Origin of the sequence: Methylobacterium sp. yr668 (assembly GCF_900116245.1) — a bacterium.
In the GTDB taxonomy this organism is placed as follows: Bacteria; Pseudomonadota; Alphaproteobacteria; order Rhizobiales; family Beijerinckiaceae; genus Methylobacterium.
Window position 1 is genome coordinate 170487 of sequence record NZ_FOZY01000009.1, and the last position, 18582, is coordinate 189068.

Here is an 18582-nt window from a genome sequence, read left to right on the forward strand (position 1 = left end):
CCGAAACTGGCGTCCCTTATTCCCGCCTTATCCCGGCGGGCCCCCGGTCCGGGACTGAAACAGGTCGGCGAAGGCGCGCAGGTCGCGCCGGTTGAGGTCCGAGACCGCCCAGTAGGTGAGGTCGCCGTGGCGCCAGCGCTCGAGCGTGGACCCGTCGCGCCGCTCCTCGCCGGCGCCGGGGCCGTCGGCGGCGGGGACCACCGTGACGCTGATGACGTGCCTGTCGCGGCGATAGACTAGGGTCGGCACGGGGGTTCCGCCGACGATGTCGACCCGGCCGCCGACCAGCGGGAAGCCCTTGTCGGACAGGTCGGGGGCCTCGGGCGCGAGGGGGGTCCGGCCGTTGAACCAGGGCTTCACCACGTGCCGGTCCGAGGAGGCGACGTCGAAGGGCTGGGGCGCCGCGAGGCCGCGGAGATGGCCGGCGAGCACGGCCGCGCCGGTATCCGGGGCGCCGTCGGGGCGGTCGAGATAGACGATCCCGCCGCCGAGCGCGGCCCCGCCGACGAGGCCGACGAGCAGCGTCGCGGCCAGCGCCTGCCGGGATCTGCGCCAGGATTCGAGCCAGGCCTCGACCCAGGTCCCGACCCAGGACCCGAGCCGGGTCCCGAGCGGGCCTCCGAGGCGGCCGCGCGACGGAGGCGGGTCGGTGAAGCCGATCTGCTCGATCACGCGCGCCCGCAGGGATTCCGGGGCGGGCGGCCCCGCGAGGGGCCCGCGCAGGGTGGCCGAGAGGTCGCGGAGGCGTTCCGCCAGGGCCCGCGCGTCGGGATCCGCCGCGAGACGGCGCTCCATGGCCAGGACTTCGCCGGGCGACAGTTCGCCGTCCGCGTAGGCGCTGAGGAGCAGGAGGGTCTCGTCGTCGGTCATCGCCCGTCCTTCGCGAGCCGTGCAAGCAGGTGCTGCCGCGCGCGGCCGAGGCGCGACATCACGGTCCCGATCGGGACCCCCGTCACCGTGGCGATCTCCCGGTAGCTGAGGCCGTGGTACTCGCGCAGGACCAGCGCCTCGCGGAAGGCCACCGGCAGGGCCTCGACCGCCCGGGCGAGCTGCCCCGCGTCGTCGCGGGCGATGAGGGTCGCCTCGGGCGTCTCCGGGACCTCGGTCAGGGCGCCCCCGATCTCCAGCTCGGCGCGGGCCTCGGGGGCGAGGTCGTCGGCGAAGACCACCGCCCGCGGCCGGTGCCGCTGCAGCCAGGAATAGCCGGTGTTGCGGACGATGGTCAGGAACCACGCTCGGGCATTGCCCTCGGCGAACCCCTCGATCGCCCGGTAGGCGCGCAGACACGCCTCCTGCATCACGTCCTCGGCGTCGGTGGCGTTGCCGGTGAGCCAGTGCGCGAGCCGGTAGCCCTCGTCCAGGCGCGGGAGAACGAGCTGACTGAAGCGCGCGCGCGCCAGGGTCGTCATGTCGGCGGCCGGGCCGGGCCCGCCCCCTCGAGAGCCTGCGAAGCCATGGGGTCCCTGCCCTCGCGCTCCTGCCTGCAGCCTTGTGCCACACAATCGGGAACCGGGCGGCGGCGGGCTTTATTCCCGCGTCCGGGCACGCGAATGTTCGGGGCGCTACTCGGGGCGCTACTCGGGAAGCCTCTCGGGCCGGTGGCGCGTCGCGACCGGCCGCCCCGGAGGCGCCCGGCGGTCCGGCGCCGCGGCCTCGCTCCCGCGGTCCTGCCCGGACGGCGATCGCCGGTCGGGTGCCGGTTCCGGGCAGCCGTCCGGACCGAGGCGCTTGCGGGCGACGCGCTCGGCCGCCGCCCGTTCCGCCGCCGAGGGGTTCGCGCCGCCGCTCTTATCCTGGGCCATGGCCATGTCCAACCGGAGCGGGACCGTCCGCGGTCCCGGTCGTGGCATCCCCGGCGCTGCCGGCCCGCATCACCGTCAACGGGAAAGGGGCAGGCCCCGCCTCCTCGGAGACGGGACCTGCCCCTGGATCAACCCGCGGGTCGGGCCACGGTTCGGCGCCGGACCCGCGCGTCGGGACGCGTGCCTGCGCGACCTTAGCGGCAGACGCGCCGCGGTCCCCACGGGGTCGGACGGAAGAAGCAGCGCGGGCCGTAGAAGCGCGGCCGCCGGTACATCGGCCGGCAGCGCCCGTACGGGCCGGGCGCCCAGCCGGGGCCGCAGCCGAACGCCACAGTGCTGACCGCGGCGGGGCCGGTGAGCGTATCGGCGCCGGCGGGCGCCAGGGGCGCCGCGCCGGCGGAGGCCAGGCCGAGGCCGCCGACGACAGCCGCGGCGGCCGCGATCATCTTCACGTGCATCATCATCAGACCTTCTGTTCGGTTCCGCGCCGGTTCGGCCCGGCGCAAGACCCGGTCAGAATGGTCATCGGGCCTGAATGTCGGCTGACCTCCGCCATCATCGTCTAGAAACAAACAGTCCGGCCGGCGCCCGCGCGGGGGCGGGCGCCGCGGCGGGGCTCTAGCGGTGGTCGACGCGGCCCAGCAGCGAGGCCGCGGCCGCGGTGGCCCCCGCCAGCAGGATCCCGGTCAGGACCGGGTTGATCGAGGCCCGGGTGTAGGCGCTGCGCATGACGTGGTGGGGCGAGCCGCCCCGCACGGCCCCGTCGCGGCCGGCCGCGTGGAGGGCGCCGTCCCGCCGCTTGCCGGCCGCGCCCGCCGTCTGGCTCCGCGACATCACCTGGGCGCCCATCCAGTCGGTCGCCGCGGGGACCCGCTTGCGCAGCGCGCTCATCAGCTTGCCGCCGCCGCCGACGTAGAGGTCGCGGGGCCCGTGCTCCGCGGCGTACAGGATCGCGTCGGCGACGTCAGCGGGGTCGTAGACCGGCGGCGGCAGCTTGGGCGCCTGCGCCATGTAGTTCCGGGCATGCTCCGGGAACGGCGTGTCGATCGAGGCCGGCTTGATGAGCGTCACCGAGACCGGGGCGCCCTCCTCTTGGAGCTCCATCCGGAGCGCGTCCGTGAAGCCTTTGATCGCGTGCTTGGAGGCGGAGTACATGCCCTGGATCGGCAAGGCGAGGTCGGAGGCGACGGAGCCCAGGTTGATCAGCGCGCCGCCGGTCCGCTTCAGGTGCTGCAGCGCCACCGTCGAGCCGTAGACGATCCCCCAGAAATTGACGTCGAACAGCCGGCGATGGTCTTCGTCCGAAACCTCCTCGAGGCGGCCGAAGATCGAGAGACCGGCATTGTTGACCCAGGTGTCGAAGCCGCCGTAGGCGCGCACGGTCTCTGCGGCCAGCGCCTCGACATCCTCGCGGCGGGACACGTCGGTCACGACGGCCCGGGCCTCGCCGCCGCGCTCCTGGATGTCGCGGACGATGTCGTCGAGGGCGGCGCCGTTCCGGGCCGCCAGCACGACGCGGGCGCCGCGGCGGGCGGCCGCCCGGGCCGTGGCGAGGCCGATCCCGCTGGAGGCGCCGGTGATGACGATCACCTGCTCGCGCAGGGGCTTGTGCCGGATCTGCATGCTGCGTCTTCCTCTCTCGCGTGCTGTCTCGATGGCGGCGCTCAGCCCCGGCCTCCGCCCGGCCGGTCGCGCTCCGCGCCGAGACTGGTCCCGCCCTGGCGCGCCTCCTCCTTCTCGGTGCCGGCCCGCTCCATCGGGCCGTCCTGCGGCCTGACCGTGCCGGTTGCGGTGTCGCGGGGGCTGTCGGCCAGGCCCGCGCGCTCCGGCTCGCCGTGCGGCATCCGCTCGGCCTGGGTGTCGTCCGGCGTGTCCGCCATGCTGCATCCCTCGCGATGGGCCTGATCCCCTGAGGGCCAACCCGTCAGGCGGCCGGCGTATCCGGCGCCCCCGGCCGCGGGGCGGCGGACGCTGTGCGCGAATCGAGGTGCGGGAGGGTGCGGGCCGGGCGAACGCGCCGCAGGAACACGGCCGCGGGGCCCGTGTTGTCTGCCAAATCTTTTTCACGAGGCGCCGATGTCAGGAACCGCCAAGAAGACCGACCCGAAACTGTGGGACAAGGTCAAGACGCAGGTCACGAAGTCCGAGAAGGGCGGGAAGCCCGGCCAGTGGTCGGCGCGCAAGGCGCAGATTGCGACCGCCGAATACAAGAAGGAGGGCGGCGGCTACGCCGGCAAGAAGTCGGCCGACAACCATCTCCAGCAATGGACCGACGAGGAGTGGGGCACGAAGTCTGGCAAAGAGAGCGGCAAGACCGGCGAGCGCTACCTGCCCAAGAAGGCCCGCGAGAGCCTGACCGACACGGAATACGCCGCCAGCACGGCCAAGAAGCGCGCCGATACCCGGAAGGGCAAGCAGTTCTCGAAGCAGCCGAAGGCCGCCGCCGAGAAGGCCGCCGCGGCGCGCGAGGACGGCAAGTCCACCAAGGCGTCCGGAAAAGGCAAGACGTCCGGCAAGACGACCGGCAAGTCTGCCGCCAAGGCGTCCGGCAAGGCGTCCGGCAAGGTGGAAACGACCAAGGCCGCGCTGATGCGCAAGGCCCGGGCGCAGAACGTGCCCGGCCGGTCGCGGATGTCGAAGGCGCAGCTGGAGCACGCGGTCCACGCCTGAGGCGCGCCGCGGCGGGCCCTCGCCCCCGACGCAAGACGTCCCGGGAATGGCTCCCGGGACGCTCCTCGGCTCAAGCGGCCAGTTTGATCGGGCTGGGGTGCTCAGGTCGAGAAGGGATGCGGCCTGTCCAGAGGCCCGCGCGCCGTCCCGGTGAGCGGGACGCAGCCCCCCGCGGCGCGGGGGGCGCGGTCGCGCGTGGTTCTTAGTACGAGCCGAACTTGTAGTTCAGGCCGGCGCGGATGACGGCAAACTCGTCGTCGCGGCGGCCGATGTTGTTGTACACCACCGGGAAGTTGTTGGCGGCGTTGATGACGAACGCACCCTGGTTGCGGGTGTTGCGGTCGAGGTTGACGTACAGGCCTTCGACCTTGAGCGTCACGGCGTTCGAACGGAAGAAGTTCAGGAACGAGTCGGTGGGCAGGGCGTACTCGATGCCGCCGCCGACCGCGTAGCCGGTGCGGAAGCTGTCGTTGCCGGCGAAGCCGCCGAAGGAGCGGTCGGCGCTGCCCGAGCCGTAGGCGAAGCCGCCGGTGCCGTACACGAGGACGCGGTCGAAGGCGTAGCCGATGCGGCCGCGGACGGTGCCGAAGAAGTCGAGGCTGGAGAGGCCGCGCGGGTCGGTGACGTAGTAGCCGGGGGCCAGCGGACCGACGAGGAAGGCGTTGTTCCGGCTGCGGCCGAAGTCGAGGTACTGGGCGTCGGCCTCGACACCGACGACGATGCCGGAGCCCGGGGTGAACTGGAAGTTGTAGCCAACCTGGCCACCGCCGGTGAAGCCTTCCTGGTTGCGCTGGCTGAAGAAGGCGGTTGTGCCGTTGCCGTAGGGGGCGGGCACGCCGAAGCTGTTGGTGTTGTTGCTGCTGGCGTCGAAGGCGTAGCCGGCGTTGATACCGAAGTAGGCGCCGGTCCAGGTGAAGACCGGGACGGGGGTGAACACCGGCGGCGGGGCGGCGCGGCGCGGCAGGTCGGCGGCCGAGGCGGCGCCGGTCAGGAGAGCCGTAGCGGCGCTCGCGAGCAGAAGCTTCTTGATCATCTGGTCCTCTGTCTCCCGTTGGGCGGGATGTGTGCGGGGCGGACAGAACGCCAGGACGTGCCGGGGCGATAGTGCATCGCTGCAACAGCTCGGAATCGGGTCTTTGACCCCGAAACAGCCGGGTGCGCTGGAGCACATCGCGAAATCGACTGGTCTAGCCCGAGAAGAACTTCGGTATCCGAATGTTTCCAGAAACAAAATGCCCCGTCGCGCTCGAGCGGACGGGGCTTCAGTTTGTCGGTGAACGTTCCCAGGACCAACCAGGAAGCTTCGAGGTTTAATAAATCCTACCGGTCGGCGGCCCGCAAGCCCGATCGCGATCACGCGAGCGGTTAACATTAATTTACGGGTGGTGCCCGCGCATCCCCGGGCGCGCGGGTGCGGGCGGCGCCGCAGATCTCGCGCGATCCCGTCCCGTATTGCGGGGCTTTCGGACGCCATCGCGCCTCTGTGCGGGCACCACTCGCGCGTCCGGCCACGGATCTGCACAGATGAAACCGGCCGCCCGACTGGCCCGAGTCTTGATCGCGCATCCCCGGGTCTTGGCGCGCCGCCGGGGCCGGATCGATCTCCTCGGCACCGGCAGATCTCGCGGGGGATCGGCGGCGGCGCGGCGCCGGTCTCCCGACCTGTGGAGAAGGCGCCGCCACGCCGGGGCGGCGCGGCGGCCGCGGCTTTTCCGGCGCGCCGCAGGCCCTATCTGCCGGCCTCGTCGTCGGTGGAGATTTCAGGAGACGCGCATGCACCCCGTCGCGCTGCCTTCGATGCCGGCCCTCCGGGCCCGGACCCGGATCGGGGATGCCGGCCCCGCGCCGGCCGGGAGGCCTCAATGACCGACACGCCGGCCCCGTATCTCGCGGTGGCGTTCCTCTCGGCGCTGTGCCTGCTCGTGGCCGGGCTGCAGGCGGAGGGCCTCCTGTGGTGATCCGCCCGGTCCGGAGCAACGCCGCCGTCCGTCCCGGCGACCGGCGGAGGCGGGGCGCGGCGCGTCCGCCCGCGTAGCCCGCCGATGTTCGGCTTCTCCCTCAGCGCGACCGAGCCCGACAGCATCGCCCACATCATCCAGGTGGCGCTCGCGCCCGCCTTCCTGCTGTCGGCGCTGGCGACGCTGCTCAACGTGTTCTCGACCCGCCTCGGCCGGATCTCCGACAAGGTCGACAGCCTCTCGGCGGAGGCCGCCCGGGCGACGGAAGCCGAGGCCGGCCGCCTCGCCCGCCGGCTGACCTTCCTGCGGCGGCGCTCCTTCGTGCTGGACGTGGCGGTGGTCCTGGCCTCGCTGGCGGGCGGCCTGATCGGTCTTGCCGTGCTCACGCTGTTCGTCGGCGCGCTGCGCGACGCGGCGACCGCGTCCGTCCTGTTCGCCTGCTTCGGAGCGGCGCTGGTCTGCACCGTGGCGGCGATCGCGGCGTTCATGACCGAGATCCTCATGGCCGGCCGCGGCGTCCGCGACGCGGTCGACCGGCAGCAGGATCAGGTTTCGACGCCGCGGTGAGGCCCGTCCCGGATCGCCCGGACGCGCTCCGCGACCGGGAGCGGCCTCCCGATCTTCCGGAGATCGCGGGGCGAGCCCGTGCCGCGCGCTGCGGCCGCGCCCGCCGTGCGGGCTGGGCGATCCGGCGCGAACGGGCGGCGATTTCGGTTGCGGCGTGCGCGAGCCGGGCCTTAGTCTCGCCGTGGCCCGACTCCGCCGCCGGCGACGCCCGAGTGTTCTGTCATGAGCATCGCGATCCTGATTGCCTTCGTTGCCGGCGCGCTCTGCCTCGGGATCCTGTCCGCGGTCATCCCGTTCGGGCGGCGCGAGGCCGAGGAGCTGGATGAGGCGCTTCCGTACGAGGACGAGTTCTTCGACGTGGGCGGCCCTGTGATCGATCTGGAGCCGCGCCACCTCACCTGACGGCGCGTCGGTCCGAAGCCTACCGGCCTGCCGATCCCCCGGTGCCGGGCGTCGCGGCGTCCTGCCGGGCCGACCAGACCACCCGCCCGGCGGAATCCCGCAGGGCCGCCGAGCCCGCGCGGCCGGCGCGTAGCTCCGCGAAGCGGGCCTTGGCGGCGGCGACCGCCGCCTCCACGAGGGGCCCGGGAATCTGCTCGTCGTGGATGATGATGCCGCCGGCGCTTTCCCGGTGGATCATGCACTGCAGCCGGTAGGGCGCCTGGGTCTCGGGCGTGGCCATGTGGCGATCTCCCGTCCGATCACGGGACCCGCGCGCCGCCGGAACGGGCGTGGCGCAAGGATCCCGGGCGCCGGCCTCTCTCGGTACGACGCGTCGAGCGCGATCCATACCAGATCGGTCCGGCCCACGGGCGATCCCGCGCGGTGCCTCTCGCGCTCGCCCCCAAAATCCCGCGTGGACGGGCATCGCCCGGCGGTCGGACGCCGCCCTGGCTCCGTCAGGCCGCCTCGCCCGCCGCGTCGTCGGCGTCCGGGATCGTCTCCGGATCGCCCACGAGGGCGTCGCGCCGGTCGGCCGTCGCGACGCGCTCGCGGTTTGGTCGGCCACCTCGCCGCGCTCAACCGCGCCTGCGGGTGTAGCGCTCGACCACGCGCTGCCGGTGCGACGGGAGCTCCGGCAGGCGGGAGGGGCCCGCCAGGGCACGGTCCCGGGCCGCGGGGGGCCTGGGCGCGGGCAGCAGCTCCGGCGGGAACCGGGGCGTCTCGACGACGACCGCCTCCAGCACGATGGGCCGCATCCGCGGCGCGGAACGCACCGGTCGGCCAGGCCGTGCCGCGAGGGTGCCGAACATGCCGAGGGCCCAGAGCCCGAGGCAGAACAGGCCGATCAGGATCCCGTCCCAGGACGGCTCGGTCCGGCACATCAGGATCCCGGTGCCGGTGAGGGCGGCCGCGGCCGCGAACAGGCGCGGTGTCGGATCGGCGGAACGCATGCACCACCGTCGGTGCGGAGCCCTAGGGACGCGTGAACGGGATCGCTTGAATTGTCGACACCGCCGGATTCTCCCCAGGCTATTCCCAGGTTCTCTCCATGTTCTCCTCAGGTTCTCCCGGTACGCACCGGCCCCGGCGGCCGGGACGGGCACCGCGGCCCGGCGGACGCGCCTCAGTCCGCCAGGCTGGACGGGGCCTGCCACGCGACGCCGGGATGCTCGCGGATGTCACCCGCCCGGGATCCGGTATCGGCGTCGCTCGTCCAGTCGCCGGGCTCGGCGACGTGGGCGATCTCGGCGTCCGGATAGGCGGCCGCCAGGAACAGGCGCGCCTCGCCCTCGGCCTCGGCCCGGACCGTCACGAGCGGCCGCTCGCCGCCCGCGTCGCGCACCTGCGCGATGAACAGCTTGGTCATGGTCTCCCTCCGGACTCGTCCGCCGGCGCGGCGGGATCAGGCCTGCAGTTCCTCGACGTGGAGGCCGCCGGCCCGCAGATGGTTCGGGATCCGCGTGCGGTCGCGGAAGCCGGCGGCGCGCGCCATCGCGTCGAGGGCGGCCATCGGATCGAGCGCCGCACCGCTCCAGAGAATCGCGCCCGTCGCCGCCTGCATGATCCGGAACACCTTCACGCCACGCTCCCGGTCTCGACCCTCGGACAAGCCGGGGGGACTCGCGGGTGTTCCCGACGAACCGTGGCGGGCGCGCTGCGGCCGATTCGCGCCGGCCCGGCCCCGGCGGGAACGGGCGCCGCCGGGATGCGGTTCTCCAACCGACGTCGGCACAAGCCGGCACGGTGACGACCCGCGTCGAGACCCCGCTCGGGATCCAAGGAGAGCCATGACCAGCCGCACCGTTCAGTCCGCCCTGCTCGCCCTCGCCCTCGTTGCCGGCAGCGCCGGGATGGCCGCCGCGCAGAGCACGCCCAACGGCAACACCTCGTCTCCCGGCGCCCCCGCGGGCGACAACAGCACCGGCAACGGCGCCACCGGCAGCGGCGCGGCCCCGAGCGGCCGGTAACCGCAGGTTAACCATAAGGGTCGAAGCCCTCGATCCTCACAACCGTGCAACTCACCGTCCCGCGGCCACCCGGCCTGCGGGACGTTCTGTTTCACGGCCCCTTGCCGGCCCCTTGCCGGCCTCTCGCCGACCGCGCCGGGACGGAGCACGGCGCGGAGTCCGGTGATTGGAACGGAGTGCCACTTTTCTGGGCAGACAGAATCGCCATATTGTCGGCGTGACCGGGCCGCGCTCGGTCAGGACTAACACGGGCGATGCGACCGAAACCGATCCTGCAGCTCAGGGGCGAGAGCCCGGGTCATCGTCAGGCCGACGACTGGCGCGACGCCGTCGCGCCGTTCTGGGATTTCACGATCCGCCGGGAGGACCTGCCCGATTTCCGCGGACAGTCCCGGGTCCGTCACCTCGGCACCGCGATCGTCTGCAGCGCCCGCGCCTCCGGGCTCCGGTTCGTGCGCGCGCGGGCCCTGACCGCCCGGATGGGCGTCGACCACATCGTCGCCCACATGCGCGTCTCCGGGCAGTCCCGGGTCACGATCGGCGGCCGGGAGCGGGACTGCGCCCCCGGCGACATCTGCCTGTTCGACCTGTCGCAGCCGCTCTCCGCCGCCTCCACGGACTACGAGGCCATCACGGTGGTGCTGCCGCGCCCGCTCTTCGGATCCCGGCAGAGCGGCCTCGACGCCCTGCACGGTTCGGTGATCCGGGGCGCGACCCCGTTCGGCCGGATGCTCAGCGACCACCTGCACTCCCTGAGCGCGCACGCGACCGGGTTCTCGGAGCCGGAGGCCGCGGCGGCGGCCGAGGCCACCGCCGCGCTGCTCGGCGCGGCGACCCTGGGCCTGCCGGAGGACGGAGGGGGCACGCAGCCGCCCGAGCGGGCGCCTCTGCTCGTCGCGATCCGGCGCTTCATCGAGGCCGAGCTGGCCTCCGCGGACCTGTCCGCCGAGACGATCGGGCGGCGGTTCGGCGTCTCGCGGAGCGCCCTCTACCGGCTGTTCGTCCCCCTCGGGGGGGTCTCCGGCTACGTCCGGCAGCGCCGGCTCGCCCGCGCCTACCGCGACCTCGCCACCGGCGACGGGCGCTTCGCCCGCATCTCCGAGGTGGCGTATCGCTGGCGCTTCGAGAGCCCCGCGCATTTCACCCAGGCCTTCCGCGCGGAGTTCGGCTGCGCCCCCCGGGACGTCCGCGACCGGGCCGCGGCCGAGCCCGCCCGGTCCCCGGCCGCGGAGCCGCCGGCCCAGGCCGAGACCTGGGCCGACTTCTACCAGTGGGTCCTCAAGCTGGCGGCCTGAGGGGGCCGGGGCCGGCACCCCGGACCTTGTGCCCCCGGCCTCGGATGGCTCATAAGGGCCGCGATGACCTTCGGGGTTCGGCATAGGCGCCCGGCCGGGGCGCGGGGCTGGTGGGCGCTCGCCGCCCGCGCGCTCGCGCTCGTCCTGGCGCTGACCGTCGCCGCTCCGGGCGTCGGCCTCGCGGCGGATCTCGCCTTCCACGCGGGCGGCCACCACGACCGGGGCCAGGGCCCGGCCCTCGACGCGCCGGCGGCGCCCGCGACCGTCGATCCCGGCCTCTCGGAGCACCTCCATTGCGGCTGCCATCAGGCGGCCCGCCTGGAGGCGACCGAGATCGCGCCCCCGGCCGCTCCGGGCCGGGTGCTGCCGGGCGCCCTCGCCCAGGGCCGCCCCTCCGTCAGTCCCGACCGCCTGCCGCGGCCTCCGCGCGCGTGAGCTGACGCCGCCCGCGGGCGGCGCTCCGCCCGGATGCCGAACCGGCTCCGGGTTCACCCCCACGCGACACCTGAACGGGACCCTCCGGGACCGCCGCGCGCGGCACCCCGCCCTCCCGGCCGAGCAGCTTCCCCATGCGCATCATCCTGTCCGTGGCCGCCGCCGCGGCACTCCTGGCCGCCGGCTTCGCCCTCGGCGCCGCCGCCCCCGGCGCCCCGACCCTGCCCGACCGTCTCCGGCAGACCCTCGCGTCCGTCGGGCTCGCCCGAGCCCCGGCCGACGACCACGATCAGCGCTACGCGGCGGCCGTACCGGACCGGCCCAAAGCCGCGCCCGACCCGCACGCGGGCGACGATCACGCCGGCCACGACCACGACCACGCGCACGGCCACGCGCACGGCGCCGACGAGCCTCACGAGGCGGGCACGATCCGGATGCGGCCCGATCAGGTCGCCGGCCAGGACATCGTCACGCGCAGTGTGGAGGGCGGCACGCTGGCGCGCCACCTCCTCGTCCCCGGCACGATCACGCCCGACACCGACCGGATCGCCCGGGTCCCGGCCCGGGTGGTCGGGACCGTGGCCGAGATGCGCAAGCGCCTCGGCGACGCCGTGCAGGCGAACGAGGTCGTCGCCATCCTCGACAGCCGCGAGGTCGCCGACGCCAAGAGCGAGTACCTCACCGCCCAGGTCCAGGCCGAGCTGCAGACGATCAACTTCGAGCGCCAGCAGAAGCTGCTCGCCTCGCGCAGCGCCTCCGAGGCCGCGTTCGAGACCGCCCGGGCCGCCTATCTGGAGAACCGGCTCCGGGTCGACCTCGCCCGCCAGAAGCTGTCGGCGCTCGGCCTCGACGCCGCCGAGGTGGCGGCCGCCCAGAAGCGCGACGAGGCGACGCCGAACCAGTCGACGCTGCGCCGCTACCCCCTGCGGTCGCCCCTCGCCGGACGCATCGTCGAGCGCAAGGTCGATGTCGGCACGGCGGTCGGCAAGGAGGGCGATCCGGCCGACCTCTACACGGTGGCGGACCTCTCCACGGTCTGGATCGAGCTGTCGGTGCCGACCGTCGACCTCGCCCAGGTGCGGGAAGGCGCCCGCGTGACGGTCACGCCCGGCCGGACGGGCGAGACGGAGCGCCGGGCGGAGGGCCGCGTGATCTTCGTCAGCCCCTTCCTCAACCCCGACACGCGCTCGGCCCGGGTGGTGGTCGCCCTGCCGAACCCCGACCTCGCGTGGCGGCCCGGCACCTTCGTGACCGCCGAGGTCGAGATCGCGCAGGACGCGGTCCCGGTCCGGATCCCCAAGGCGGCGGTCCAGACCGTCGAGGGCCGGAGCGTCGTCTTCGCGCGCACGGCCGAGGGGTTCGAGAAGCGGCCGGTCACCCTCGGCCGCTCCGACGACGAGGCCTACGAGGTCACCGCCGGGCTCGAGCCCGGTGCCGAGATCGCGGTCGGCAACGCGTTCCTGCTGAAGGCCGAGCTCGGCAAGGCCGACGCCGGCCACGCCCACTGAGGAGACGGACGATGATCAGCCGCATCCTCGCCGTCTCGGTCCGCCAGCGCTGGCTGGTGCTGCTCCTCGTGCTGCTGGCCTCGGCCTTCGGCGCCGCCGCGCTCACGCGGCTGCCCATCGACGCCGTGCCCGACATCACCAACAACCAGGTCCAGATCAACACCCTGGCCCCGTCCCTGTCGCCGGCCGACGTCGAGCGGCAGGTCACCTACCCGGTCGAGACGGCGCTCGCCGGCATCAAGGGCCTCGAGTACACCCGCTCGCTCTCGCGCAACGGCTTCTCGCAGATCACCGCGGTCTTCGCCGAGTCCCTCGACATCTACTTCGCCCGCCAGCAGGTCGCCGAGCGCATCGCCCAGGTGCGGGAGGACCTGCCCTCCGGGGTCGAGCCGCGGATGGGCCCGATCTCCACGGGGCTCGGCGAGATCTACATGTGGTCGGTCCAGTACGCGCCGCTGCCTGAGCGCGCGGCCGTGCCGGCGGGCCGGCCGGGCTGGCAGCCGGACGGGAGCTACCGGACCCCGGAGGGCCAGGCGCTCAGGACGGAACTGGAGCAGGTCGCCTACCTGCGCACGGTGCAGGACTGGATCGTGCGGCCGCAGATCAAGTCCGTCCCGGGCGTCGCCGGCGTCGACGGGATCGGCGGCTTCGAGAAGCAGTACCACGTCCAGCCGGACCCCACGAAGCTCACCGCCCTCGACCTGTCCTTCGCGGACGTCGCCCGGGCGCTCCAGGCCAACAACGCGAACCAGGGCGCCCGCTACCTGGAGGATAACGGCGAGAGCTACGTGGTGCGCGCCGCCGGCCGCCTGGAGAGTCCGGAGGCGATCGCCGACGTCGTCGTGGCGAGCCGCGGCGGCGTGCCGGTGCGGATCCGCGACGTCGCCACGGTGCGGATCGGGCGCGACCTGCGCACCGGCTCGGCGAGCGAGAACGGGCAGGAGACCGTCATCGGCACCGCCCTGATGCGGATCGGCGAGAACAGCCGCACGGTGGCGGCCGCCGTCGATGCCCGCATGGACCAGATCCGGCGGGCCCTGCCCCCCGGCATCGTCGTCCAGACCGTCCTCGACCGGACGCAGCTCGTCGAGGCCACGATCCGCACGGTGGGCAGGAACCTCGCCGAGGGCGCGGCCCTCGTGATCGTCGTCCTGTTCCTGCTGCTCGGCAACATCCGGGCGGCGCTGATCGCCGCGCTGGTCATCCCGGCCGCCATGCTGATGACCGTGACCGGCATGGTCGAGGGGAGGATCTCGGCGAACCTGATGAGCCTCGGGGCGCTGGATTTCGGGCTCATCGTCGACGGGGCGGTGATCATCACCGAGAACGCGCTGCGCCACCTCGCCGAGCGGCAGCACGCTCTCGGGCGGCCACTCGTGCTGGAGGAGCGCCTGGAGACGGTGCGGGACTCGGCCGAGGAGATGATCGCGCCGTCCCTCTACGGGCAGGCGATCATTATGCTGGTCTACGTCCCGCTCCTGACCTTCACGGGGGTCGAGGGCAAGATGTTCCAGCCGATGGCGCTGACCGTCATCCTCGCCCTGGCGGCGGCCTTCGTGCTGTCGCTGACCTTCGTGCCGGCCCTGATCGCCATCGCGCTGACCGGCCGGGTCACCGAGGCCGAGAACCCTCTCGTCCGGGGCCTGAAGGCGCTCTACCGGCCCGTCCTCGCGGCGGCGATCCGGGCGCCCGCCCCGTTCGTCGGGACGGCGCTGCTCCTCCTCGCGGGCGCAGGGCTGCTCGCCACCCGGCTCGGGACCGAGTTCATCCCGCAGCTCGACGAGAAGAGCATCGCCCTCAACGCCACACGGATCCCGTCCACCTCTCTCACCCAGTCGCAGGCGATGCAGCTCAAGGTGGAGCGGGCGATCGCCAAGTTCCCGCAGGTCGCCTACGTGTTCTCGAAGACCGGTACCGCCGAGGTCGCCACCGACCCGATGCCGCCGAATTCCTCCGACACCTTCGTGATGCTCAAGCCGCAGCCGGACTGGCCCGACCCGGGCCTGTCGAAGGCCGCGCTGCAGGAGCGGATCGAGGCGTCCTTGGGCGAGCTCGCCGGCAACGTCTACGAGTTCTCCCAGCCGATCCAGCTGCGCTTCAACGAGCTGCTCGCCGGGACACGGGGCGACCTCGCCGTGAAGGTGTTCGGCGACGCCTTCGAGCCGATGCTGGAGACCGCCAACCGGATCGCCGCGATCCTGCGCGGGATCCCGGGCGCCGACGACGTGAAGGTCGAGCAGATCACCGGCCTGCCGGTCTTCGAGATCAGGATCGACCGGACCGAGGCGGCCCGGCTCGGCCTCAGCACCGGGGCGATCCAGGACGTGATCGGCGCCGCCATGGGCGGCCGGGACGCCGGGGTCGTGTTCGAGGGCGACCGGCGCGTGCCGATCGTCGTGCGCCTGACCGATCAGGTCCGCGAGGACCGGGAGGCCCTGGAGAACCTGCCGGTCCCCCTGCCCCCGGGCGCGAACGGCCGGGCCGCCTCCGTGCTCCTGCGGCAGGTGGCGCAGTTCTCGGTGAGCGAGGGGCCGAACCAGATCAGCCGCGAGAACGGCCGGCGCCGGGTCGTGGTCACCGCCAATGTCCGCGGGCGCGACATCGGCTCGCTGGTGGCGGAGGCGCAGGCGAAGGTCGCCGCGCAGGTGACCCTGCCGGCGGGCTCGTACGTCACCTGGGGCGGCCAGTTCGAGAACCTCGCCTCGGCTCAGGCGCGGCTCACCGTGGTGGTGCCGGTGTGCTTCTTCCTGATCTTCCTGCTGCTCACCTCGGCGCTCGGCAGCGCGCGGGACGCGCTCCTGGTGTTCAGCGCGGTGCCGCTGGCGCTCACCGGCGGCATCGCGGCCCTGTGGCTGCGGGGGATGCCGCTGTCGGTGCCGGCCGCGGTCGGGTTCATCGCGCTCTCGGGGGTGGCGGTGCTCAACGGCCTCGTGATGCTGACCTTCATCAAGCAGCTCGTCGCCGCGGGCCGGCCGCTGCGGGCGGCGATCCGCGAGGGCGCCCTCACCCGGCTGCGGCCGGTGGCGATGACCGCGCTGGTCGCCTCCCTGGGTTTCGTGCCGATGGCGCTCGCCACCGGCACCGGGGCCGAGGTGCAGCGGCCGCTGGCGACCGTGGTGATCGGCGGCCTGATCAGCGCGACCCTGCTGACCCTGGTGGTGCTGCCGGCGCTCTACGCGCGGTTCGCGCGCCCCTGTTCGGCCGACCGCGCCGCGCCCACGGCGGAGCCGGTGGCGGATCGCGCCGCCTGACGGCGCCCGCGCCGCGGCCGCGCCCGTCGCCGGGCGGGACGGTCGTCAGGCGGGGAGGATGTGCAGCATCCCGCCGACCATGCCGAGGGCGCCGATGCCGATCAGCCCCACGGCGATGTAGAGCCGCATCCGGCTCTCGTCGGCGGCCGACGGCGGCTGGGGGTCTTCGGGCAGGTCGAACCAATCCATCGGGTGAGCGCAGCCGGTCGGGTGGGCGGGAGGCGCCGCCCTAGGCCGGCCGGATGACGACGGGATGACAACGGGATGACGGCGGTATGCCGGCCGCGCAGGCCGCTACGGCTTCACCAGCAGCACGTTCACCGCCTTGGCGAGCACGTGGACGGTGTCGCCTTCCTTGAGGCCCAGCTCCTCCAGCGAGTCGACCGTCATGACCGAGGCCATGCGGTAGGCGGTGCCGACCAGCTCCACCTCGACCTGGGCCATCACGTCCCCGCGCTTGATCGCCGTCACCGTGGCGGGGATGTCGTTGCGCGCGCCGTGTTTCATGGGAGCTTCCGGGTTGCGCAGCCGGTTCGGCCGCCATCGAGGCCTATCGCGGCCGCGGCCCCGGCATCAATCACGACGCCGGGACCGCGATCGGGAAACCTCCGGGAAACCGCCGCGGAGCGGCCCGGGGCAGGGCCGGATCAGCGACGGCCGGAGGCTCCGGCCGAGCCGCCATCGCTGCCGCCCGGCTGGAATCCGGCCGCGTTCGGCGGCCCCTTCATCCGGCCGTCCTGCTTCGGCATCTCCGAGCCCGGAGATCCGGTCGTCGTGCCCGTCGTCTCGCCTTTGCCCGTCGCGCCCTGGCCCGCCGCGCCCTGGCCCGTGTAGCCGGCCGCGTTGGGCGAACCCTGCATGCGGGTCCCGGTACTCTCCGCGGCCGTGGCGGCCGCGCCTGTCGCCAGGAGGCCGGCGACGGTCAGGCTGATCAGCGTCTTCATGTGCGAATCCTCAAGCGCTTCCCCAGGCCGCCTCTCCGGACGTACCGGGGCAACGCGGCCGGACGGATCCCGTTCACGCCGCCGCGACCGGACCGGCGCGGGCGCCGGGGTTGCGGGACAATACTTGCTGCGATGCGATATTTCTGCATCGAAGACGGGGCGCGAGCCCGTTCCGCGAGGCAATGTATTGATTTATGTACGGAGTTGAGCCGCCGGGCACAATTGCAATCCGCGGCAGAATCTGTTTGAATATTCGGACGCGTTGCATTCCATCGTGGTGACTGAATTCGCTTGCGGCCTATCGGGCTCCGCGAGGAGGTCAAACATGTACGCTTTGGCCAAGACCAGAGAGAGAACCGACTGGGAGCTGGTCGTCGTCTTCGGCAGCTGGATCGTCTTCGAGATCGCGATCCTGATGCTGTGCTTGGTGTCGATGTAGGCTTTCTTCGGGACTACGCCCGATCCGCCACGCCCCGGGCGGTGCCGGATCCCCGGCCGGGTGGCCGATGCTTGGAGATGCGCGGAGACGCTTGAGAAACCCGCGCGTGCCGGGGCATGCTCTGCCGATCGCAGGAGTCGCCGACAGGGTCGGCGCGACGGCAGGGGACGGGTGCATGGCGAAGGCGGTGCGGGCGGGCGGCGATCGCGAGGCGCGTCAGAGACCCCCGTCCGAGGACGTCCACGCCGCGGAACTCGCGCGCCTGCGCGCCGAGGATCCGGCGCCGCGGCCGCCCGGCTGGCAGCTCTCGCTCCAGGCCGTCCGGCGCTTCATCTGCGGCGACGGCGCGACCCCCGCCAAGGTGGTCTGCGCCCCGGCGCTCGTGGAGCGGGCCATGGTCACCCTGGCGACCTCCCGCGCCCTGCTGCTGATCGGCGAGCCCGGGACCGCCAAGAGCCTGCTCTCGGAACTCCTCGCCGCCGCGATCAGCGGGCGCTCGACCCTGACGATCCAGGGCGGCGCGTCGCTGACCGAGGACCAGATCCGCTACGGCTGGAACTACGCGCTGCTCGTCGCCGAGGGGCCGAGCCCGCGCGCCCTGGTGCCGGGCGCCCTCCATACCGGCCTCAGCGAGGGGCGGATCGTCCGCTTCGAGGAGCTGACCCGCTGCCCGCTGGAGGTGCAGGACAGCCTGCTCTCGGTCCTGTCCGACCGGGTGCTCGCGGTGCCCGAACTCACCGGCGCGGACGGGATGGTCTACGCCCGGGAGGGGTTCAACCTGATCGCCACGGCCAATACCCGCGACCGGGGCGTCAACGAGATGTCGGCGGCCCTCAAGCGCCGGTTCGGCTTCGAGACCGTCTTCCCGATCGCCGATCTCGACGCCGAGCTCGCCCTGGTGCAGCGCGAGGCGACCGCCCTGCTGGCCCGCTCCGGCGTGCCCCGCGCCCCGGATCCGGAGGTGCTCGAACTCCTCGTGACCTGCTTCCGGGAGCTGCGCGAGGCCGTGGACACCGAGGGCACCGGCATGGAGCGGCTCTCGTCCGTGATGAGCACCGCGGAGGCGGTCAGCGTCGCCCACGCCATCGGCGTGAAGGGCCATTTCCTGCGCGGCGATGCCGGCCGGCCGGAGGACATCGTCGCCTGCCTCGCCGGCACCGCCGCCAAGGACGACGCCGAGGACCTCGCCCGCCTGCGCCGCTACCTCGACCAGCGCGTCAGCCGCCGCTCCGGCGCGGCGTGGCGGGAGTTCTACGCGGCGCGGCACCTCCTCACCCCGCAATGAACCCCGCAACGAGTGGT

Annotated in this window: 23 protein-coding genes; 9 read left to right on the forward strand and 14 right to left on the reverse strand. The window is 73.4% G+C overall.

Annotated elements, in window-relative coordinates:
* Positions 1–27: 27 nt before the first annotated feature.
* The 6 genes from BM419_RS14290 to BM419_RS14315 form a co-directional block, all read right to left on the reverse strand.
* The gene (locus BM419_RS14290) at positions 28–870 is read right to left on the reverse strand and encodes an anti-sigma factor family protein (RefSeq protein ID WP_056530715.1); all 843 of its coding nucleotides are present in this window, start codon (positions 868–870) and stop codon (positions 28–30) included.
* Complete coding sequence (locus tag BM419_RS14295) at positions 867–1409, reverse strand: sigma-70 family RNA polymerase sigma factor (RefSeq protein WP_020095120.1); 543 nt, start codon at positions 1407–1409, stop codon at positions 867–869. Before BM419_RS14295 ends, BM419_RS14290 begins: the two co-directional genes overlap by 4 nt.
* Positions 1410–1574: 165 nt before the next feature.
* Positions 1575–1802, reverse strand: coding sequence for a hypothetical protein (locus BM419_RS14300; protein WP_244492105.1), 228 nt, complete (start codon positions 1800–1802; stop codon positions 1575–1577).
* A 194-nt stretch (positions 1803–1996) separates the two neighbouring features.
* Complete coding sequence (locus BM419_RS14305) at positions 1997–2263, reverse strand: GCG_CRPN prefix-to-repeats domain-containing protein (protein ID WP_042675167.1); 267 nt, start codon at positions 2261–2263, stop codon at positions 1997–1999.
* A gap of 157 nt (positions 2264–2420) precedes the next feature.
* Positions 2421–3425, reverse strand: a complete 1005-nt coding sequence (locus BM419_RS14310) for an SDR family oxidoreductase (RefSeq protein WP_056530708.1) — start codon at positions 3423–3425, stop codon at positions 2421–2423.
* A 41-nt stretch (positions 3426–3466) separates the two neighbouring features.
* Positions 3467–3682: a hypothetical protein gene (locus tag BM419_RS14315; RefSeq protein ID WP_020095116.1), complete on the reverse strand. Its 216-nt coding sequence runs from the start codon at positions 3680–3682 to the stop codon at positions 3467–3469.
* Positions 3683–3878: 196 nt separating this feature from the next.
* On the opposite strand from BM419_RS14315, the gene BM419_RS14320 reads away from it, so the two are divergent.
* Positions 3879–4472: a hypothetical protein gene (locus tag BM419_RS14320; RefSeq protein WP_056530705.1), complete on the forward strand. Its 594-nt coding sequence runs from the start codon at positions 3879–3881 to the stop codon at positions 4470–4472.
* A gap of 202 nt (positions 4473–4674) precedes the next feature.
* Here BM419_RS14320 and BM419_RS14325 read toward each other — a convergent pair whose 3' ends face one another.
* Positions 4675–5505, reverse strand: a complete 831-nt coding sequence (locus BM419_RS14325; protein WP_020095114.1) for an outer membrane protein — start codon at positions 5503–5505, stop codon at positions 4675–4677.
* Between the two features lie 1009 nt (positions 5506–6514).
* Between BM419_RS14325 and BM419_RS14330 the strand changes: the two genes are divergently transcribed.
* Both BM419_RS14330 and BM419_RS14335 read left to right on the forward strand, forming a co-directional pair.
* On the forward strand, positions 6515–6997 hold the full coding sequence (locus BM419_RS14330; protein ID WP_020095112.1) for a DUF2721 domain-containing protein: 483 nt from the start codon (positions 6515–6517) through the stop codon (positions 6995–6997).
* Between the two features lie 222 nt (positions 6998–7219).
* Complete coding sequence (locus BM419_RS14335) at positions 7220–7399, forward strand: hypothetical protein (protein ID WP_020095111.1); 180 nt, start codon at positions 7220–7222, stop codon at positions 7397–7399.
* Positions 7400–7418: 19 nt separating this feature from the next.
* On the opposite strand, the gene BM419_RS14340 is transcribed toward BM419_RS14335, so the two are convergent.
* The 4 genes from BM419_RS14340 to BM419_RS32395 all read right to left on the reverse strand — a co-directional run bounded on the left by BM419_RS14340 (position 7419) and on the right by BM419_RS32395 (position 9020).
* On the reverse strand, positions 7419–7679 hold the full coding sequence (locus BM419_RS14340; RefSeq protein ID WP_056530699.1) for a hypothetical protein: 261 nt from the start codon (positions 7677–7679) through the stop codon (positions 7419–7421).
* Between the two features lie 337 nt (positions 7680–8016).
* Positions 8017–8391 carry a hypothetical protein gene (locus tag BM419_RS14345; protein ID WP_056530696.1) on the reverse strand — a complete coding sequence of 125 codons (375 nt, stop codon included), beginning with the start codon at positions 8389–8391 and terminating at the stop codon, positions 8017–8019.
* A 173-nt stretch (positions 8392–8564) separates the two neighbouring features.
* A complete protein-coding gene (locus tag BM419_RS14350) occupies positions 8565–8807 on the reverse strand; it encodes a hypothetical protein (protein WP_056530693.1) in 243 nt (80 codons plus the stop codon).
* 36 nt (positions 8808–8843) lie between these two features.
* The gene (locus BM419_RS32395; protein ID WP_020095107.1) at positions 8844–9020 is read right to left on the reverse strand and encodes a hypothetical protein; all 177 of its coding nucleotides are present in this window, start codon (positions 9018–9020) and stop codon (positions 8844–8846) included.
* A 208-nt stretch (positions 9021–9228) separates the two neighbouring features.
* Here BM419_RS32395 and BM419_RS14355 point away from each other — a divergent pair, with 208 nt between their 5' ends.
* The 5 genes from BM419_RS14355 to BM419_RS14375 all read left to right on the forward strand — a co-directional run bounded on the left by BM419_RS14355 (position 9229) and on the right by BM419_RS14375 (position 15897).
* Positions 9229–9408: a hypothetical protein gene (locus tag BM419_RS14355; protein WP_020095106.1), complete on the forward strand. Its 180-nt coding sequence runs from the start codon at positions 9229–9231 to the stop codon at positions 9406–9408.
* 254 nt (positions 9409–9662) lie between these two features.
* Positions 9663–10703 (forward strand): AraC-like ligand-binding domain-containing protein, encoded by a 1041-nt coding sequence (locus BM419_RS14360; RefSeq protein ID WP_056530689.1) that lies wholly within the window; start codon positions 9663–9665, stop codon positions 10701–10703.
* A gap of 63 nt (positions 10704–10766) precedes the next feature.
* On the forward strand, positions 10767–11138 hold the full coding sequence (locus BM419_RS14365; RefSeq protein WP_020095104.1) for a hypothetical protein: 372 nt from the start codon (positions 10767–10769) through the stop codon (positions 11136–11138).
* 134 nt (positions 11139–11272) lie between these two features.
* On the forward strand, positions 11273–12646 hold the full coding sequence (locus BM419_RS14370; RefSeq protein WP_056530686.1) for an efflux RND transporter periplasmic adaptor subunit: 1374 nt from the start codon (positions 11273–11275) through the stop codon (positions 12644–12646).
* An 11-nt stretch (positions 12647–12657) separates the two neighbouring features.
* Positions 12658–15897 (forward strand): efflux RND transporter permease subunit, encoded by a 3240-nt coding sequence (locus BM419_RS14375; protein WP_056530683.1) that lies wholly within the window; start codon positions 12658–12660, stop codon positions 15895–15897.
* Between the two features lie 45 nt (positions 15898–15942).
* On the opposite strand, the gene BM419_RS32400 is transcribed toward BM419_RS14375, so the two are convergent.
* From BM419_RS32400 to BM419_RS14385, 3 genes are all read right to left on the reverse strand, one after another.
* Entirely contained in the window at positions 15943–16086 is a 144-nt protein-coding gene (locus BM419_RS32400; protein ID WP_020095101.1) for a hypothetical protein, read from the reverse strand.
* A 105-nt stretch (positions 16087–16191) separates the two neighbouring features.
* Positions 16192–16404 carry a TOBE domain-containing protein gene (locus BM419_RS14380; RefSeq protein WP_020095100.1) on the reverse strand — a complete coding sequence of 71 codons (213 nt, stop codon included), beginning with the start codon at positions 16402–16404 and terminating at the stop codon, positions 16192–16194.
* A gap of 140 nt (positions 16405–16544) precedes the next feature.
* Complete coding sequence (locus BM419_RS14385; RefSeq protein WP_056530680.1) at positions 16545–16841, reverse strand: hypothetical protein; 297 nt, start codon at positions 16839–16841, stop codon at positions 16545–16547.
* Between the two features lie 614 nt (positions 16842–17455).
* On the opposite strand from BM419_RS14385, the gene BM419_RS14390 reads away from it, so the two are divergent.
* Entirely contained in the window at positions 17456–18565 is a 1110-nt protein-coding gene (locus BM419_RS14390) for an ATP-binding protein (RefSeq protein WP_056530677.1), read from the forward strand.
* The last annotated feature ends 17 nt before the right edge of the window (positions 18566–18582 follow it).

Coding starts and splice junctions, on each gene's coding strand:
- BM419_RS14290 (WP_056530715.1), bottom strand. CDS start 870: ATGACCGACGACGAGACCCTCCTGCTCCTCAGCGCCTACGCGGACGGC.
- BM419_RS14295 (WP_020095120.1), bottom strand. CDS start 1,409: ATGACGACCCTGGCGCGCGCGCGCTTCAGTCAGCTCGTTCTCCCGCGC.
- BM419_RS14300 (WP_244492105.1), bottom strand. CDS start 1,802: ATGGCCCAGGATAAGAGCGGCGGCGCGAACCCCTCGGCGGCGGAACGG.
- BM419_RS14305 (WP_042675167.1), bottom strand. CDS start 2,263: ATGATGCACGTGAAGATGATCGCGGCCGCCGCGGCTGTCGTCGGCGGC.
- BM419_RS14310 (WP_056530708.1), bottom strand. CDS start 3,425: ATGCAGATCCGGCACAAGCCCCTGCGCGAGCAGGTGATCGTCATCACC.
- BM419_RS14315 (WP_020095116.1), bottom strand. CDS start 3,682: ATGGCGGACACGCCGGACGACACCCAGGCCGAGCGGATGCCGCACGGC.
- BM419_RS14320 (WP_056530705.1), top strand. CDS start 3,879: ATGTCAGGAACCGCCAAGAAGACCGACCCGAAACTGTGGGACAAGGTC.
- BM419_RS14325 (WP_020095114.1), bottom strand. CDS start 5,505: ATGATCAAGAAGCTTCTGCTCGCGAGCGCCGCTACGGCTCTCCTGACC.
- BM419_RS14330 (WP_020095112.1), top strand. CDS start 6,515: ATGTTCGGCTTCTCCCTCAGCGCGACCGAGCCCGACAGCATCGCCCAC.
- BM419_RS14335 (WP_020095111.1), top strand. CDS start 7,220: ATGAGCATCGCGATCCTGATTGCCTTCGTTGCCGGCGCGCTCTGCCTC.
- BM419_RS14340 (WP_056530699.1), bottom strand. CDS start 7,679: ATGGCCACGCCCGAGACCCAGGCGCCCTACCGGCTGCAGTGCATGATC.
- BM419_RS14345 (WP_056530696.1), bottom strand. CDS start 8,391: ATGCGTTCCGCCGATCCGACACCGCGCCTGTTCGCGGCCGCGGCCGCC.
- BM419_RS14350 (WP_056530693.1), bottom strand. CDS start 8,807: ATGACCAAGCTGTTCATCGCGCAGGTGCGCGACGCGGGCGGCGAGCGG.
- BM419_RS14355 (WP_020095106.1), top strand. CDS start 9,229: ATGACCAGCCGCACCGTTCAGTCCGCCCTGCTCGCCCTCGCCCTCGTT.
- BM419_RS14360 (WP_056530689.1), top strand. CDS start 9,663: ATGCGACCGAAACCGATCCTGCAGCTCAGGGGCGAGAGCCCGGGTCAT.
- BM419_RS14365 (WP_020095104.1), top strand. CDS start 10,767: ATGACCTTCGGGGTTCGGCATAGGCGCCCGGCCGGGGCGCGGGGCTGG.
- BM419_RS14370 (WP_056530686.1), top strand. CDS start 11,273: ATGCGCATCATCCTGTCCGTGGCCGCCGCCGCGGCACTCCTGGCCGCC.
- BM419_RS14375 (WP_056530683.1), top strand. CDS start 12,658: ATGATCAGCCGCATCCTCGCCGTCTCGGTCCGCCAGCGCTGGCTGGTG.
- BM419_RS32400 (WP_020095101.1), bottom strand. CDS start 16,086: ATGGATTGGTTCGACCTGCCCGAAGACCCCCAGCCGCCGTCGGCCGCC.
- BM419_RS14380 (WP_020095100.1), bottom strand. CDS start 16,404: ATGAAACACGGCGCGCGCAACGACATCCCCGCCACGGTGACGGCGATC.
- BM419_RS14385 (WP_056530680.1), bottom strand. CDS start 16,841: ATGAAGACGCTGATCAGCCTGACCGTCGCCGGCCTCCTGGCGACAGGC.
- BM419_RS14390 (WP_056530677.1), top strand. CDS start 17,456: ATGGCGAAGGCGGTGCGGGCGGGCGGCGATCGCGAGGCGCGTCAGAGA.